A 15943-nucleotide genomic window follows, 5' to 3' on the forward strand; every position below is an offset into this window, starting at 1 on the left:
ACCCGCGCCATGGCCGAGAAGGAGTTCCGCCGAGGCGACCACGTCTCCTGGGCCAGCCACAGCGGCCGGGCGCACGGCGTGGTGCAGGAGAAGCTGACCGAACGCACCCGGGTGCGCGGGCACACCGTGAACGCGTCGCCGCAGGCCCCGCAGTACCGCGTCCGCAACGACGACTCGGGCCGGGACGTCGCCCACCACCCGGAGGTGCTGCGCCGTGAGCGGGACTGACGACCAGCAGACCTACCGGGAGTTCACCGAGGCGGTGAACATGAAGCCCGGTGAACTCCAGCAGTGGCTGGAGACGCCGGAGTCCAAGCACGTCGGCTGGCAGAAGAAGGGGACCGAGGGCGGCGAGTCGGTCGGCCACGAGTCCGGCCGCAGGATCGTCGACCTGCTCCGCCGCAAACGCGACCAGCTCAGCGCCGCCGACTACAAGCACATGCGCAAGGTCGTCGGTTACGTCCGGCGACACATGGCGCAGCGGCCCAGCGGCGACGTACGCGACACCCGCTGGCGGTACTCGCTGATGAACTGGGGCCATGATCCGGTCAAGGCCCCGCTGCCCCCGCCCGGTGGCCCGTCCCGGAAGGCACTGGAACGACACGGCAGCCCACCGAAGAACCGGCGCGGCCCGGCCCGCTGAGGCGCGGCTTGACCCTGCCGCTAACGGCAGGGTCCGACGATCGGCGGCATGAACGACCACCTGCCACGCCGAGTCGTCGTCGTGACCGGCGCCGGCACCGGAATCGGCCGGGCCACCGCCCGCGCCTTCGGCACCGCCGGAGCGCACGTCGTCGCGGTGGGGCGGCGCGCCGCCCCGCTGACCGAGACCGCGACCTGCCACCCTCTGATCACGCCACTCGCCGTCGACCTCACCGCCGCCGACGCGCCCCACCGGGTGGTCCGCGAAGCCGTCGACCGGCATGGCCGGCTCGACGTCCTGGTCAACAACGCGGGCATCGCCGGCGGCGGCGACCTGGCCGACCTGGACGAGGACGCGGCCCGCCGGCAACTGGAGACCAACCTGCTCGCCCCGATCCGGCTGGCCCACGCGGCCGTCGCGGCGCTGACCGCCAGCCGGGGCGTGATCGTCAACGTCACCACCGCAGTCGGGCAGCGGGCCTGGCCGGGCTCCGCGCTCTACGCCGCCGGCAAGGCCGCCCTCGACTCGCTGACCCGGAGCTGGGCGGTGGAGTTGGCACCGCGCGGCGTCCGCGTGGTGGCGGTCGCCCCCGGCGCGATCGACACCCCGATCGGTACGCACCAGGGCCTCACCCCGCCGCAGCAGGCGGCGATCCGCGCCTGGCAACTCGCACACACCCCGCTGGGCCGGATCGGCGACCCTGACGAGGTAGCGTGGGCGATCCTGCGGCTCTGCGAACCGGCGGCGGCCTTCGTCACCGGGGTGGTGCTGCCCGTCGACGGTGGCGCGGTCGTGGCGTGAGAGGACGGTGCCCGGGGTGCGGATCGGGGAACTGGCCCACGCCACCGGCAGCACGCCCCGGGCGCTGCGCCACTACGAGGACCACGGCCTGATCGAGGCGTACCGGGCCGCCAACGGCTACCGCGAGTACGACGAGCGGACCGTCGTCCGGGTCCGCAACATCCGGCACCTGCTGGCCGGCGGGCTGACCCTGACCGACGTGCGGGCCTTCCTGCCCTGCCTCGACGGGGACGTGGCCGCCGCAGCGCCCTCCCCCGTCGGGCTACGGATCGCCCGGGAGCGCCTGGCCGTGCTGGACGCCCGCATCGCCGCCCAGGTGGCGCTGCGCGACCGGCTCGCCGACGCGCTGCGCGCGGCGTCCCCGGTCACCGGCCCCTCGCCCGACACCGCCCCGGCGGCCGGTCCCACGGACACCGCGATCACCGCCTGACCGTCGGCCGCCGGAGCCGGGCACACGGGGTCAGTGGTCGGCGCTGTTCCAGTCCCGGCCCTCGCCGACCGACACCTCCAACGGCACGGAGAGCGGATAGGCCGCACCCATCTCGCGGCGTACCAACTCCTCCAACGCCGTCCGCTCCCCCGGCGCCACCTCGAAGACCAGCTCGTCGTGCACCTGCAACAGCATCCGGGAACGCAGGCCCGCCTCCCGCAACGCGGTGTCCACGTGCAGCATGGCGACCTTGATGATGTCCGCCGCCGAGCCCTGGATCGGCGCATTGAGGGCCATCCGCTCCGCCATCTCCCGCCGCTGCCGGTTGTCGCTGACCAGGTCGGGCAGGTAGCGACGGCGGCCCAGGATGGTGGAGGTGTAGCCGTCCTGGCGGGCCCGTGCCACCACCTCGTGCAGGTAGTCGCGGACCCCGCCGAAGCCGGCGAAGTAGTCCTCCATCAGCCCGCGCGCCTCCTCGGCGGTGATGCCGAGCTGCTGGGACAACCCGAACGCGCTCAACCCGTACGCCAGGCCGTAGTTCATCGCCTTGATCTTGCGCCGCTGGTCCGGGGTCACCTCGGCGACCGGCACCCCGAAGACCGACGAGGCGGTGGCGGCGTGGAAGTCGGCACCGGAGTTGAACGCCTCGATCAACGCGTCGTCCGTCGACAGGTGCGCCATGATCCGCATCTCGATCTGGCTGTAGTCGGCGGTGAGCAGGCACTCGTATCCCTCACCCACCACGAACGCGCGCCGGATCCGGCGCCCCTCCTCGGTCCGGATCGGGATGTTCTGCAGGTTGGGCTCGGTGGAGGAGAGCCGGCCGGTGGCGGCCACCGTCTGGTTGAAGGTGGTGTGGATGCGCCCGTCGTCGGAGACCGACTTGAGCAGACCGTCCACGGTCGACTTGAGCTTGGCCACGTCCCGGTGCCGCAGCAGGTGGTGCAGCAGCGGGTGCTCGGTCTGCGCGTAGAGCCACTGCAGGGCGTCGGCGTCGGTGGTGTACCCGGTCTTGATCTTCTTGGTCTTGGGCAGGTTCAGTTCACCGAAGAGGATCTCCTGAAGCTGCTTGGGCGAGCCCAGGTTGAACTCCCGCTCGACCACCGCGTACGCGCCCTGGGCAGCGGCCTTCACCTCGGCGGCGAAGTGCGCCTCCAACTCCGACAGGTAGTCGGTGTCGGCGGCGATGCCGGTGCGCTCCATCGCGGCCAGCACCCGCATCAGCGGCAACTCCACCCCGGCCATCAGCCGCGCCGACTGCTCCCCGTCGCGGGACAACTCGGCGTCGATCGCCTCGGCCAGGTCGAGGGTGGCCCGGGCGTGCACCATCAGGTTCTGCTCGGCCTCACCGTCGCCGCCCAACCCGTCCAGCGTGAGCTGCCCGTCGTCCGGCGCGTCGACCCGCAGCTCCCGGTGCAGGTAGCGCAACGCCAGGTCGGTCAGGTCGTACGAACGCTGGTCCGGGCGGGCCAGGTAGGCCGCGATCTGGGTGTCCCGGGCGATGCCGGCCAGCGACCAGCCGTGCGCGCCGAAGGCCAGCACGGCCGGCTTGCTGTCGTGCAGCACCTTGGGCCGACTCTCGTCGGCCAGCCAGCCCGCCAGGGCCGTCTCGTCGTCCTGCGCCAACGCGCTCGGGTCGAACCACGCCGCCGCGCCGTCGGCGGTGGCCAGCGCCATGCCGGTGACCACGGCCGTGTGCCGCCGGTTCGGGCCGGTGTCCAGCTTCGCCGCGACGCCGACCGGGGTACCGGCCGTCGCGTGCGTCTCCAGCCACCCGGCCAGCGCACCGGGCGCGGCGAGCACCTCGCCGGTCAGGTCGAAGCCCGCCTCGGCCTCCGGCTCCACCGCATCGAGGTACTGGTAGAGGCGGTCCCGCAGGATGCGGAACTGGAGAGTGTCGAAGACCTGGTGCACCGCCTCGCGATCCCACCCCGACCAGCGGGCGTCCTCCGGCCGCACCGGCAGGTCGAGGTCGGTGACCAGGCAGTTGATCTCGTAGTTGCGGATCACGTCGGCCAGCCGCTCGCGCAGGCTGTCACCGGCCTTGCCCTTGATCTCGTCGGCGCGGGCGATGACACCCTCCACCCCGCCGTACGTGTTGATCCACTTGGCGGCCGTCTTCGGGCCGACCCCCGGGACGCCGGGCAGGTTGTCGCTGGTCTCGCCGACCAGCGCGGCCAGGTCGCGGTAGCGCTGCGGGCCGACCCCGTACTTGGCCTCGATCGCGGCCGGGTCCATCCGCGCCAGGTCGGAGACGCCCTTGCGCGGATAGAGCACGGTGACCTGGTCGTCGACGAGCTGGAAGGCGTCCCGGTCGCCGGTGCTGATCAGCACCGGCATGCCCTGGTCGCGGGCCTGACAGGCGAGCGTGGCGATGATGTCGTCGGCCTCGTAGCCCTCCTTCTCCACCACCGGCACCCGCAACGCCGCCAGGACCTCCTTGACCAGGCTGACCTGGCCCTTGAAGTCGGTCGGCGTCTCACTGCGGCCGGCCTTGTACTCCGCGTACTTCTCGGTGCGGAAGGAGCGGCGGGACACGTCGAAGGCGACCACGATGTGCGTCGGCCGCTCGTCGCGCAGCACGTTGATCAGCATGGAGGTGAAGCCGTAGACGGCGTTGGTCGGCTGCCCGGTCGTGGTGGAGAAGTTCTCCACCGGCAGGGCGAAGAACGCCCGGTATGCCAGGGAGTGTCCGTCGACGAGGAGCAGGCGCGGCGTCGTAGCTGTCACGGCAGCGACTCTAGTCCGTGCCCCCGACACCCCCGGCGCGGCGGCACCGGCGGCCAACCGGAAACGTCGACGGCCGCCCGCCCCCGGACGCGGGGACGGGCGGCCGTCGACGGCTCGCGGCGGCTAGGCCACGCCCAGGTACGCCTCCTTGATCGAGGGGTCGTGCAGGAGTTCCTGCCCGGTGCCCTCCTTGACGATCCGTCCGGTCTCCAGGACGTACGCCCGGTGCGCGCGGGAGAGCGCCTGCTGCGCGTTCTGCTCCACCAGCAGCACCGTGGTGCCCTGCTGGTTGATCTCCACGATGATGTCGAAGATCTGCTGGATGATCATCGGGGCCAGGCCCATCGACGGCTCGTCCAGCAGCAGCAGCTTCGGCCGGCTCATCAGCGCCCGACCGACGGCGAGCATCTGCTGCTCACCGCCGGAGAGCGTGCCACCGGCCTGCTTGCGCCGCTCACGCAGCCGGGGGAACAGCTCCAGCACCTTCTCCAGGTCGGCGGCGATGCCGGCGTGGTCCCGCCGGGTGTACGCCCCCATGTCCAGGTTCTCCAGCACCGTCATACCGGGGAAGATCTGCCGGCCCTCGGGCGACTGACACAGACCCCGGACCACCCGCAGGTCGGCACGGAGCTTGCTGATGTCCTCGCCGTCGAAGGTGATCCGGCCGCCGGACAGCGAACGGATCCCGGAGATCGCCCGCATGGTGGTGGTCTTGCCGGCGCCGTTGGCACCGATCAGGGCCACCACCTCGCCCTCGTTGACCGTGAGGCTGATGCCGTGCAACGCCTCGATCCGACCGTACGAGACGCTGACGTCGTCCAACTCAAGCAGCATCGGCGGGCTCCCCCAGGTACGCCGCGATCACCCGCGGGTCTCGACTGACCTCGGCCGGCAGACCATCGGCGATCTTGGTGCCGAACTCCAGCACCACGATCCGGTCGGTGACACCCATCACCAGCCGCATGTCGTGCTCGATCAGCAGCACCGTCACGCCCTTGTCCCGGATCCGGCGGATCAGCCCCAGCAGATCCTCCTTCTCGGCCGGGTTGAACCCGGCCGCCGGCTCGTCCAGGCAGAGCAGCTTCGGCTCGGTGCCGAGCGCCCGGGCGATCTCCAGTCGTCGCTGGTAGCCGTACGGGAGGTTGCGCGCCGCGTCGTTCGCCCGGTCGGCGATGCCGACGAAGCGCAACAGCTCCATCGCCTTGTCCTCGGCGGCCCGCTCCTCCAGGATGTGCCGGGACAGACCGAAGGTCTTGGCGAAGCTACGCCGCACCGTCTGCCAGGTCCGCACGATCCCGCCGGAGGCGGTGACCTGCGGCAGCTCCTCCTCCTTGGGCCGCACCCGGTAGAGCCGGAACAGCGCGCCGGGCACGCTCGTCTTGTGCCGGGAGTCGGTCCCGACCATGACGTTCTCCAGCGCGGACATCTCCGGGAACAACCGGATGTTCTGGAACGTCCGGGAGATGCCCAGCCGGCTGATCTGGTGCGGCTTGCGACCGGTGACCCGCTCACCACGGAACCGGACCGCGCCCGACGTCGGCTTGTAGACCCCGGTCATCACGTTGAAGCAGGTGGTCTTGCCGGCGCCGTTCGGCCCGATCAGGCCGAGGATCTCGCCTTCGTTGATCTCGAAGCTGATCCCGTTGAGCGCGACCACGCCACCGAAGCGCAGCGTGACGTCGTCGATCTCCAACAGCGTCTTGCGTGGTCCCGGCTGTGCCGGGATCTTCGGCGCCGCCGTGGTCTCGGTCGCGTCGGACGGGGTGTTGGTCTCGTCAGACATGAGCGGGCGCCTCCTCTGCCTCCGCCGCACGGTCCTTCAGTTCGCGGGCCCGTCGCGTGCTGGGGATCAGGCCCTGCGGACGCAGGATCATCACCAGCACCATGGCCAGACCGAAGGCCAACCACCGGTAGTCGGCGACCTCACGGAACCGCTCCGGAAGGTACGCCAGCAGCACCGCACCCACCGAGACGCCGACCATGTTGCCGGACCCACCGACCACGACCATCGCCACGAACAGGATGGACAGGTTCACGTTGAACTGGGTCGGGTCGATGAAGGCGTACCGGCTGGCGAACAGGAAGCCGGCGAAACCGCCGAGCGCCGCACCGATGGCGAACGCCCAGAGCTTGAACTTGAACGGGTAGACGCCCATCACCGCGGCAGCGTCCTCGTCCTCCCGGATGGCCAGCCAGGACCGGCCGACCCGGCTGTTCTCCAGCCGGCGCACCGCGAAGACCATGAGCAGTACGACGGTGATCGCCAGCCAGTACCACGGCTTGACGTCGACCAGGCCGAAGACCTGGTTGTCCGGCGAGGGCGGACCCTCCGGGCCGGGGATCGCCGAGATGCCCTGCGGACCCCGGGTGACGCCCTCCAGGTTACGGGCCACGATCCGGATGATCTCGCCGAAGCCGAGCGTCACGATGGCCAGGTAGTCACCGCGCAGCCGCAGCGTCGGCCAGCCCAGGATCACCCCGGAGATCAGCGACATCACCAACGCGATGAACACACAGATCGCCCAGGCCACCGCCCAGGTCGTCGGGAGGTTGAACTCCGCCTGGATCCACTTCACGACCGGCGAGTTCACCGAGCCGAACAGGGCCACCGCGTACGCGCCGATGGCGAAGAAGCCGATGTAGCCCAGGTCCAGCAGACCGGCCAGGCCGATCACGACGTTGAGACCGATCGCCACCAACACGTAGACGGCGCAGGTGAACAGCACACCGGCCCAGTTGCTACCACCCGAGATCGAGTCGGTCCGCAGCCAGGTCAGGCCGGGGATGCCGAGCAGCGGCAGGTAGTAGAGGAAGATCACGAAGGCCACGAAGGACAGCACCCGCTGCCACTTCGGCAGCGCCCGCCACCGGTCGCCGACCGAGTGCAGGGCGTTGGTGCGCTTACGGTCCAGGTCACGAATCTTGTCGATCATGCTCGGGCCCTCCCCAGCGACTCGCCCAGAATGCCGGTCGGGCGGAACATCAGCACGATGACCAGCACCACGAAGGCGATGACGTCCTCCCAGTTGGACGCGAAGATGGTGGCGCCGTAGACCTCGACGATGCCGAGGAACAGCCCACCCAGCAACGCGCCGCGCAGGTTACCGATGCCGCCGAGGACGGCCGCGGTGAACGCCTTGAGGCCGAGCACGAATCCGATGCTGTTCTGCGTGAAGCCGAAACGCATGCCCCACAACAGCGCCGCCGCGCCCGCCATGATGCCACCGAGCACGAAGATCAGCATGATCACGCGCTCCTGGTTGACGCCCATCAGGGCCGCCGTCTCCGGGTTCTGCGCCACCGCCCGCACACCCCGGCCGTACCGGGTGCGGTTGATGAACCAGTCGAGCACCGCCATCATCGCCACCGCGGACACGATCACGATCAACTGAACGTTGTTGATCTCCGTGTTGCCGATCGTGAACAGCGTCTTCTGCTCGATGATCGTCGGCATGCCGAGGATGATCCGGCCCCGGCCGAACATGGACGGCACCAGGTCGCCCAGCAGCTTCGGCAGCACCAGGCCGAAGATCTCCACCAGTACCAGCGACAGACCGATCGCGGTGATCAAAAAGATGAGGGGCGGCGCGTTCTTGCGCCGCAGCGGTCGGTACGCGACCCGTTCGATCGCCAGGGCCGTACCGCCGGAGGCTATCGCCGCGACTATCAGGCCGAGTACCAGGAAGATCACCGCTTGGCCGAGCGGCGGGTTGTTCTCCACCCCGAAGGCCGTCCACAGGCCCAGCACCGCGAAGGTGCCGACCATGAAGACCTCGGAGTGGGCAAAGTTGATCAGGCGCAGGACGCCGTACACCAGGGTGTAACCGAGAGCGATCAGGGCATAGATCGCCCCCTTGGACAACCCGTCGACGGTGTGCTGACCGATGTGGCTGAAGAGGTCCGCGAAATTCACCAGGTCTCCTTGCATCGAGTGCGGCCGGGGGATCACCCCGGCCGCACCCCGATACTGTTCGTCAGCTGAGCTTGAGCTCCTGCAGCGGAGAGATCTCCGTGCCCTTGATCTGGTAGGCCCAGATGACAACCCTCGACGGGTCCACGTCGCCGTTGGCGTCGAACTTGATGTACTTCGACACGCCCTGCTTGTCGTAGTTCTTCACGAACTCCAGGATCTCGGCGCGGGACTTCTTGCCGTCCTTGAAGGCGTCGATGAAGATCTGCGCGGCGTCGAAGCCCTCAGCACCGTACGAACCCGGCAGCTGGCCGTACTCGGCCTGGTAGTCGGCGGTGAAGGTGCCACCGGCCTTGTCCGGCGGGAGGCACGGGCAGGTGATGATGGAGCCGTCGGCGCCACCGGACGCACCGGCCGGGAAGGCCGGGTCGTACAGGCCGTCCGGACCGATGAACTTCGCCTGCACACCGGCGGCCCGCATCTGGCGGACCAGCGGCGCGGCCTCCCGGGTGTAGCCACCGTAGAAGACGAAGTCGGCGTTCGCCGCCTTGATCTTGGAGATCGTCGCCTCGAACTGCGACTGCCGCTCCTGGATCTTGTCGCTGGCCGCGACGGTGGCGCCCAGGTTCTTGGTCAGCTCGGCGGTGATACCGGCGCCGTAGGCGCTGGCGTCGTCGATCAGGAAGACCCGCTGCGCGTTCTCGCCCTTGAGGTAGGTCGCCACGGCGCCCGCCTGGGTGCCGTCGTTGCCGACCACCCGGTAGAAGGACTTGTTGCCCTTCTGGGTCAGGTCGGTCCGGGTCGCCGACGGGGCGACCATCACGAGACCGGCGGCCTCGTAGACCGGCATGGTGGCGTCCGACTCACCGGAGAAGTGACCACCGATGACACCGAGGAACGAGGTGTCACCCGCAACCTGGTTCGCGACCGGGGTCGCCTGCGCCGGGTCACCCTGGGTGTCGAACTCGACCATCTCGACCTTGCAGTCGGCGTTTGCCTCGTTGTGCTGCTTGATCGCGAGCTTCGCGGCGTTCAGCGACGGCAGCACCAGACCCGCGTTGTCGCCGGTGAACGCGCCGAAGATGGCGATCTTGCCACCGCAGTCACCCGACGCGGTGTTGTCGCCGCTACCACCGGCGTCCTGACACCCGGCGGCGGCGACCAGCACCGCGGCGAGCGCGGCAGTACCCAGCGCCCTTGAATAGCTTCGCCTCACGGCTTCCTGACCTCCTCCAGAAGCAGGTGGGCATTGGGACCCGGCTCGGCGGCGACAAGGTGTGGCCCGTCCACCGCGTACCGGGCAGGGACGCCCCCTGCATTACGGCTCGTGCTGGCGGAGCGTACCCACACTCATTCGGCCAAGGAAGAGGTCGGAGCGGGGTCTGCGAAACCGTTACGAAGAGAGCCGTCAAGCCTGCCACTCCCGTAACAGGTCAATCCGCTGACCGGTCGTTAGCCGACACCTGTCCGCCTGTTGGAACACCCCGGAACACCGCCGACACGCCCGGACGGACATGCCGTGCGGCACCCTCGTGAAGATCATGTTTCCACTCCGAAAACCACCGAGAGTGACAGCGAACTCACTCCTACGGCGGGTCGGCGTGCCCCACCCACATCGAGGTCTGCGCCCCGTCGTCGACCGCCAACCACCACCGCCCACCCTCCGCCGCCAGCGCCACCGCCCGAGCCGCCCCGACCGGCGCCGCCACCGGCAACTCCACCGGCCGCCAGCCGTCGCCCCGGTCACCGGAGAGCCAACCGCCGTACCGCTCGCCGTCGGACACCACCGCCAGCACCTGCCCGACGGAGACGGCCACCCCACCGACCGACGGCACCCCACCGGCCACCTGGCCGAACCGGCCCGCCGCCGTCCACCCGCCCGGCTCCCGACGCCACGCGCCGAACTGTCGCCCGCGCAGACCCACCCCCAACGGCACCCCGTCGACCAGGACCACCCGCTGCATCTCCTCGTACTCCTGGCCGCCCGGCAGGACCGTCCGCTGCCAGGTACGCCCGTCCGAGGAGGTCCACGCCGCCGGATCCCGGTCGATGCGCCCCGGCGCCAACAGCCCACCCACCGCCGACCAGCCGGACGGCCCGGCCACCGCGTCGAACACCCACGTCACACCCTGACCGTCACTGGCCAGCTCCGGCGCCGCCTCGACGATCGCGAACTCCGCCGCGTCCGACGACACCCACACCGCCGCACCGCTGGCCCGGTTCCCGACGATCAACCACCCGTCCGGGCCACCGGCCAACCGGGACACGTTGACCGCCTTCGGGCCGCCGTACAGCTCGAACGAGGCCGCCACCTCGACCAACGTGCCGTCCCGACGCTGCCACCAGGTGCTCACCCGGGGATTGCCGTGCGCGCCACCGACCTTGCCGCCGACCGCGGCGACCGCGCCGTCCCGGCAGCCCACCGAGAACAGCACGCTCTGCCGCCCGTAGAACGAATCCGCGATCAACGGCACCGGCGTCCACGTCGCACCGTCCAGACTGGACCACACCGCCGGGCTGGTCGCTCCGGCCGGATCCGCCACCGCACCGGCCGCATACCAGTGCCCGGCACAGGCCACCAGGTCCCGCAGCAGGACCCGACCCGGCTCCGACGGACTCGGCAACTCCACCCGCTCCCAGCGCAGCCGCGCCGGCTCCGGACCGGCGTCGTTCCGCTGCGGTGCCGGGCACCCCGCCAGCACCAGCGCCAGCAGGCCGAACACCAGCAGGAACGACCGCCGAACCCGGGACACGCCCACACGAGGCGAACCGAATCGCCGCGTCAGCGTGGAACGCCGGGCACCCATGCCGCCAGATGCTAACGGCCGAGGGGCATCACGACTGCCCCGTGCCGGTGGGCGGTCAGGGCGCCGGGCGGGTGGCCTCGCCGCCACCGGCGGTCTCGGCGAGAATCCGCTCGGAGACCTCCTTCATGGTCATCCGGTGGTCCATCGCCGTGCGCTGGATCCACTTGAACGCCTGCGGCTCGGTCATGTTGTACGTGGTCATCAGCGCGCCCTTGGCCCGCTCGACGGTCTTGCGGACCTCCAGCCGGTCGTTGAGCCCGGCGACCTCGGCCTCCAACGCGGCGATCTCCGAGTAGCGGGAGAGGGCGATCTCCACCGCCGGCACCAGGTCGGACTTCTGGAACGGCTTGACCAGGTATGCCATCGCACCGGCCGCCCGGGCCCGCTCGACCAGGTCACGCTGGCTGAACGCGGTCAGGATGATCACCGGGGCGATCCGGGCACCGGCGATCCGCTCGGCAGCCGCCAGCCCGTCCATGATCGGCATCTTGATGTCGAGAATGACCAGATCGGGCTTGAGCTCCTCGGCCAGACGTACGGCGGTCTCGCCGTCACCGGCCTCCCCGACCACCTCGTAGCCTTCCTCGGCCAACATCTCGGCCAGGTCCAGCCGGATCAGCGCCTCGTCCTCGGCGATCAGTACCCGCCTGCGCGCGGCATCCGTCTGCGTCTCGGCCACGAGCCACTCCCACGATCGTTTTTGCACGGCTACCACCCATGCTCCCGCACGAGCGTAGTCGGGTACAGTAAGCCCCACCCGCCGGGATGGTGGAACGGCATACACGGAAGTCTCAAACACTTCTGCCCGAAAGGGCTTGCGGGTTCGAATCCCGCTCCCGGCACTCTTGTCATACGTGTGTTCGATGATGTCGTCGTGCATCCTCCTGAGATGCGGGCACATGTCCGCGATCTTCTTGCCCGGGGCCACACCATCCGCTCGGCGGCACGCGCCTCCCGCTTCCCTACACCACCGTATGGCATTGGTGCGTCGATCGCCCGGAGCCGACGATGGCGAGCAGCGCTGACCGCTGCTTCCGATGCCGCCCCGGCCAGGAGGGTCCGGCGGACCCGGCCGCCTACGCGTACCTGCTCGGCCTCTATCTCGGCGACGGGCATCTCGTTACGACCGATCGGGTACCGGTGTTATGAATCTACTGCGCCGACGCCTGGCCGGACCTGATCGAGGCCTGCGACACGGCGATGAGGTCGGTGCTGGCCAACAAGGTCCAACGCGTCAAGAAGCAGGGCTGCGTGGCGATGCAGAGCGCCGGCAACCACTGGCCATGCCTTCTCCCACAACACGGGCCGGGCAAGAAGCACGAGCGCCCGATCGTCCCGGCATCCTGGCAGTGGGAGATCCTGACCGAACACGCGGGCCACTTCGTCCGAGGGCTCTTCCACTCCGACGGGACCCGCTGCGCCAACCGGGTCACGGTGCGGGGCCGGACGTACGTCTATCCGCGCTACATGTTCGTCAACGAGTCGGCCGACATCATGGGGTTGTGCCAGTGGGCGCTGGACCTGCTCGGCGTGGCGTGGCGGATGAACCGCCGCAACAGTCTCTCCGTCGCGCGTCGGGAGGCGGTCGCCGTGCTGGACCGCCATGTCGGGCCGAAGTCCTGACCGCGGCCCGGTGACTCAGGCGACGTCGAGGGCCCGGGCCAGGTCGGCGCGCAGATCCTCGGGGTCCTCCAGTCCGACCGAGAGCCGCAGCAGGCCACCGTCGGGTTTCGCGTCGCCGTCGACCGGGCGGTGGGTCAGCGACGCGGGGTGCTGGACGAGGGTGTCGACGCCGCCGAGCGAGACCGCGTGGGTGATCAGGCGGCAGGCACCGGCGACGGCCGCCGCGGCGGGTGCGCCGCCGCGTACCCGGAAGGCGAGCAGGCTGCCGGGGCCGGCGAGTTGGCGGCCGATGAGCCCGGCGTCGTCGTCGAGTCCGGGGTGGTGCACGTGTTCGATGGCGGGGTGGTCGGCGAGCCAGGCGGCGAGTTTCTCCGCGCCGGCCTGTTGGGCGCGGACCCGCAGCGGCAGCGTCTGGAGGCCCCGGTGCAGCAGGTACGCACCGAGCGGGTGCAGGACCGCGCCGGTGAGCGCCCGGACCTGGCGTAGCCGGGCGGCCCAGTGCGGGTCGCAGGCGACGACGCCGGCGAGGACGTCGCCGTGTCCGCCGATGCTCTTGGTGGCGCTGTGCAGCACAAGCGCGGCGCCGTGGCGGGCGGGTTGTTGTAGTACCGGGGTGGCGACGGTGTTGTCGATCAGCAGGGGCACGTCACCGGCGGCGTCGGCGAGGGCGCGGATGTCGACGAGGTCGAGGGTGGGGTTGGCGGGGGTCTCGGCGACGACCAGGGCGGTGTCGGGGCGGACGGCGGCGGCGACCTCGTCGGGGCGGGCCCAGGTGACGTCGGTGCCGAGCAGGCCGGTGGCGAGCACGTGGTCGGTGCCGCCGTAGAGGGGGCGGACGGCGACGAGGTGTCGTTTGCCGTCGCGGGTGGCGGCGAGCAGGGCGGCGGTGAGTGCGGCCATGCCGCTGGCGAAGGCGACGGCGTCGGTGGTGCCTTCGAGTTCGGCGAGGGCGGTCTCGAAGCGGGCCACGGTGGGGTTCCAGAGCCGCTGGTAGACGGCGCTGGTGCCGGGGGTCGGGGTGCCGCCGGTGGCGAGGAGTTCGTAGGCGTCGCCGCCGTCGTGGACCGAGGGCAGTGGGTTGGTGGTGGAGAGGTCGATCGGCGGCACGTGGACGCCGAGGGCGGCGAGGTCGTCGCGGCCGGCGTGCACGGCTCGGGTGTCCACGGTCGTCATGGCGGCAAGGATCGAACATAGCGCGCCGTGAGGACAATACTTCCGAAGATCATTCGCCATCAGCTCTATCCGTAGCGATGATGTTCGGTGGAGGATGGCTTCATGCCCCTCGTTCCGAACGATGTGCGGCCGTTCGCGGCCCTGGACGACACCGATCGCGCGATCCTGACCGAGTTGACCGCCGACGGGCGGTTGCCGAACAACGCGCTGGCCGAGCGGGTGGGGGTGGCGCCGTCGACGTGTCTGGCGCGTACCCGGGCCTTGCGGGAGTGCGGGGCGATCCGGGGTTTCCACGCCGAGGTGGACCCGGCGGCGGTGGGGTTGCCGTTGCAGGCGTTGGTGTCGGTGCGGTTGACCGCGCACGCGCGGGCGGCGGTGGACGCGTTCCGGACGCGTTCGGTGCGCCTGCCGGGGGTGGTGTCGGTGTTCCACGTGGCCGGGGCGGAGGACTACGTGCTGCACGTGCGGGCGGCGTCGGCGGAGGCGTTGCGGGACTTCGTCCTCGACTATCTGGCCGTGGATCCGGCGGTGCAGCACAGCCAGACCAGCCTGATCTTCGAGCAGGCGCGGGGAATGGGCTGACTCACGTCGGTCGTCGGTGGGGAACAAAGGTGGCCTCCGACGGGTTGGCCAGCCGTGTGATCGACGTACCGTTGTCTGTCCTCGACCTGGCCCCCGTCGCTGCCGGCGCCTCCGCGACCGAGGCGTTGCGGCACACCACCGAGTTGGCCCGGCGTACCGACGAGTTGGGCTTTCGCCGGTTCTGGGTGGCCGAGCACCACAACATGCCGGCCATCGCGTCGTCGGCACCGGCGGTGCTGCTCGCGCATCTGGCGGCGCACACCGAGTCCATCCGGCTCGGGTCGGGTGGGGTGATGTTGCCGAATCACGCGCCGCTGGTGGTGGCGGAGCAGTTCGGCACGTTGGAGGCGCTGCATCCGGGCCGCATCGACCTGGGTATCGGTCGCGCGCCGGGCACCGACCAGGTGACCGCGTTGGCGTTGCGCCGGACGATGGAGGGGTTGTCGGCGGAGGGCTTCCCGCGCGAGTTGGCCGACCTGATGGAGTACTTCAGCGAGGACGGGTCGGGGCCGATCACGGCCACCCCGGGGCGGGGGCAGCGACCGGCGGTGTGGTTGCTGGGGTCCAGTGGGTTCAGTGCCCGGTTGGCGGGTGCGCTGGGGTTGCCGTTCTCGTTCGCGCATCACTTCAGCGCGCAGAACACGCTGCCCGCGTTGGCGTTGTACCGGCAGAGTTTCCGCCCGTCGCAGTGGCTGGAGCGGCCGTACGCGATGGTGGCGGTGAACGCGGTGTGCGCGGAGACCGACGAGCGGGCCGAGTGGCTGTCCGGGCCGGCGGGGTTGTCGTTCCTGCGGCTGCGGTCGGGGCGGCCGGAGCCGCTGGCCACGCCGGAGGAGGCGGCGGCGTATCCGTACACGGATCTGGAGCGGGAGTTCGTGGTGCAGCGTCGGGAGGGTCAGGCGGTCGGGTCGCCGGAGACGGTCCGTCGGCAGTTGGGTGAGTTGCTGGCGCGGACGGGTGCGGACGAGTTGATGCTGACCGCGATGGTGTACGACGTGGCCGACCGGGTGCGGTCGTTCGAGCTGATCGCGACCGAGGTGGCCGGGGGTCTGCGCCGCTGAGGCAGTAACCCAGGTCACAGCGGTTCGGTGGGCACGAAACACGATCTTCACGACAGCGTCACCCTCGCGACGCGGAGCCCGCCTAACTTTATTACCGGTGGTGGTACGGCACTCCCCGGTCGGGACGGGTCGGGGGTGCCGCGGTGTGGGGCACCGGGCTGCGGTTGTGCGGATTCCGCGATC

At 70.4% G+C, this 15943-nt stretch carries 17 protein-coding genes and 1 tRNA gene; 9 read left to right on the forward strand and 9 right to left on the reverse strand.

Features of this window, described 5'->3' with window-relative positions; all coding sequences use genetic code 11:
• Window positions 1-9: 9 nt before the first annotated feature.
• The 4 genes from ACIBMZ_RS12140 to ACIBMZ_RS12155 are packed head-to-tail and all read left to right on the forward strand — an operon-like array spanning window position 10 to window position 1874.
• The gene (locus ACIBMZ_RS12140) at window positions 10-228 is read left to right on the forward strand and encodes a DUF2945 domain-containing protein (protein WP_396692908.1); all 219 of its coding nucleotides are present in this window, start codon (window positions 10-12) and stop codon (window positions 226-228) included.
• The gene (locus ACIBMZ_RS12145) at window positions 215-643 is read left to right on the forward strand and encodes a DUF3140 domain-containing protein (RefSeq protein ID WP_396692910.1); all 429 of its coding nucleotides are present in this window, start codon (window positions 215-217) and stop codon (window positions 641-643) included. The genes ACIBMZ_RS12140 and ACIBMZ_RS12145 overlap by 14 nt, the downstream gene beginning before the upstream one ends.
• A 48-nt stretch (window positions 644-691) precedes the next feature.
• Complete coding sequence (locus tag ACIBMZ_RS12150) at window positions 692-1444, forward strand: SDR family NAD(P)-dependent oxidoreductase (protein ID WP_396692912.1); 753 nt, start codon at window positions 692-694, stop codon at window positions 1442-1444.
• A 16-nt stretch (window positions 1445-1460) separates the two neighbouring features.
• Entirely contained in the window at window positions 1461-1874 is a 414-nt protein-coding gene (locus tag ACIBMZ_RS12155) for a MerR family transcriptional regulator (RefSeq protein WP_396692914.1), read from the forward strand.
• A gap of 30 nt (window positions 1875-1904) precedes the next feature.
• On the opposite strand, the gene polA is transcribed toward ACIBMZ_RS12155, so the two are convergent.
• From polA to ACIBMZ_RS12195, 8 genes are all read right to left on the reverse strand, one after another.
• Window positions 1905-4604 carry a DNA polymerase I gene (gene polA, locus ACIBMZ_RS12160; protein WP_396692916.1) on the reverse strand — a complete coding sequence of 900 codons (2700 nt, stop codon included), beginning with the start codon at window positions 4602-4604 and terminating at the stop codon, window positions 1905-1907.
• A gap of 123 nt (window positions 4605-4727) precedes the next feature.
• Window positions 4728-5438 carry an ABC transporter ATP-binding protein gene (locus ACIBMZ_RS12165; RefSeq protein WP_396692918.1) on the reverse strand — a complete coding sequence of 237 codons (711 nt, stop codon included), beginning with the start codon at window positions 5436-5438 and terminating at the stop codon, window positions 4728-4730.
• A complete protein-coding gene (locus ACIBMZ_RS12170) occupies window positions 5428-6387 on the reverse strand; it encodes an ABC transporter ATP-binding protein (protein ID WP_396692920.1) in 960 nt (319 codons plus the stop codon). Before ACIBMZ_RS12170 ends, ACIBMZ_RS12165 begins: the two co-directional genes overlap by 11 nt.
• Window positions 6380-7537, reverse strand: a complete 1158-nt coding sequence (locus tag ACIBMZ_RS12175) for a branched-chain amino acid ABC transporter permease (RefSeq protein WP_396692922.1) — start codon at window positions 7535-7537, stop codon at window positions 6380-6382. The genes ACIBMZ_RS12170 and ACIBMZ_RS12175 overlap by 8 nt, the downstream gene beginning before the upstream one ends.
• Window positions 7534-8517, reverse strand: coding sequence for a branched-chain amino acid ABC transporter permease (locus tag ACIBMZ_RS12180; RefSeq protein ID WP_396692924.1), 984 nt, complete (start codon window positions 8515-8517; stop codon window positions 7534-7536). The genes ACIBMZ_RS12175 and ACIBMZ_RS12180 overlap by 4 nt, the downstream gene beginning before the upstream one ends.
• A 61-nt stretch (window positions 8518-8578) precedes the next feature.
• Entirely contained in the window at window positions 8579-9730 is a 1152-nt protein-coding gene (locus ACIBMZ_RS12185) for a branched-chain amino acid ABC transporter substrate-binding protein (RefSeq protein WP_131053255.1), read from the reverse strand.
• 370 nt (window positions 9731-10100) lie between these two features.
• Window positions 10101-11267 carry a hypothetical protein gene (locus ACIBMZ_RS12190; RefSeq protein WP_396692926.1) on the reverse strand — a complete coding sequence of 389 codons (1167 nt, stop codon included), beginning with the start codon at window positions 11265-11267 and terminating at the stop codon, window positions 10101-10103.
• 109 nt (window positions 11268-11376) lie between these two features.
• Window positions 11377-12000 (reverse strand): ANTAR domain-containing response regulator, encoded by a 624-nt coding sequence (locus tag ACIBMZ_RS12195; RefSeq protein ID WP_396692928.1) that lies wholly within the window; start codon window positions 11998-12000, stop codon window positions 11377-11379.
• An 80-nt stretch (window positions 12001-12080) separates the two neighbouring features.
• Here ACIBMZ_RS12195 and ACIBMZ_RS12200 point away from each other — a divergent pair.
• The 3 genes from ACIBMZ_RS12200 (at window position 12081) to ACIBMZ_RS12210 (ending at window position 12944) form a co-directional block, all read left to right on the forward strand.
• A tRNA-Leu gene (locus ACIBMZ_RS12200) sits at window positions 12081-12163 on the forward strand.
• A 166-nt stretch (window positions 12164-12329) separates the two neighbouring features.
• Entirely contained in the window at window positions 12330-12470 is a 141-nt protein-coding gene (locus ACIBMZ_RS12205) for a hypothetical protein (protein WP_396692930.1), read from the forward strand.
• Between the two features lie 51 nt (window positions 12471-12521).
• On the forward strand, window positions 12522-12944 hold the full coding sequence (locus ACIBMZ_RS12210; protein WP_396692932.1) for a hypothetical protein: 423 nt from the start codon (window positions 12522-12524) through the stop codon (window positions 12942-12944).
• Between the two features lie 15 nt (window positions 12945-12959).
• Here the strand turns inward: ACIBMZ_RS12210 and ACIBMZ_RS12215 are convergent, their stop codons facing one another.
• Window positions 12960-14117: a trans-sulfuration enzyme family protein gene (locus ACIBMZ_RS12215; RefSeq protein ID WP_396692934.1), complete on the reverse strand. Its 1158-nt coding sequence runs from the start codon at window positions 14115-14117 to the stop codon at window positions 12960-12962.
• Window positions 14118-14219: 102 nt separating this feature from the next.
• Between ACIBMZ_RS12215 and ACIBMZ_RS12220 the strand changes: the two genes are divergently transcribed.
• Window positions 14220-14699, forward strand: a complete 480-nt coding sequence (locus tag ACIBMZ_RS12220; RefSeq protein WP_396692936.1) for an Lrp/AsnC family transcriptional regulator — start codon at window positions 14220-14222, stop codon at window positions 14697-14699.
• A 56-nt stretch (window positions 14700-14755) separates the two neighbouring features.
• A complete protein-coding gene (locus tag ACIBMZ_RS12225; protein ID WP_396693502.1) occupies window positions 14756-15760 on the forward strand; it encodes an LLM class flavin-dependent oxidoreductase in 1005 nt (334 codons plus the stop codon).
• The last annotated feature ends 183 nt before the right edge of the window (window positions 15761-15943 follow it).

The organism is Micromonospora sp. NPDC049900, assembly GCF_044461025.1.
Classification (GTDB): Bacteria; Actinomycetota; Actinomycetes; order Mycobacteriales; family Micromonosporaceae; genus Micromonospora.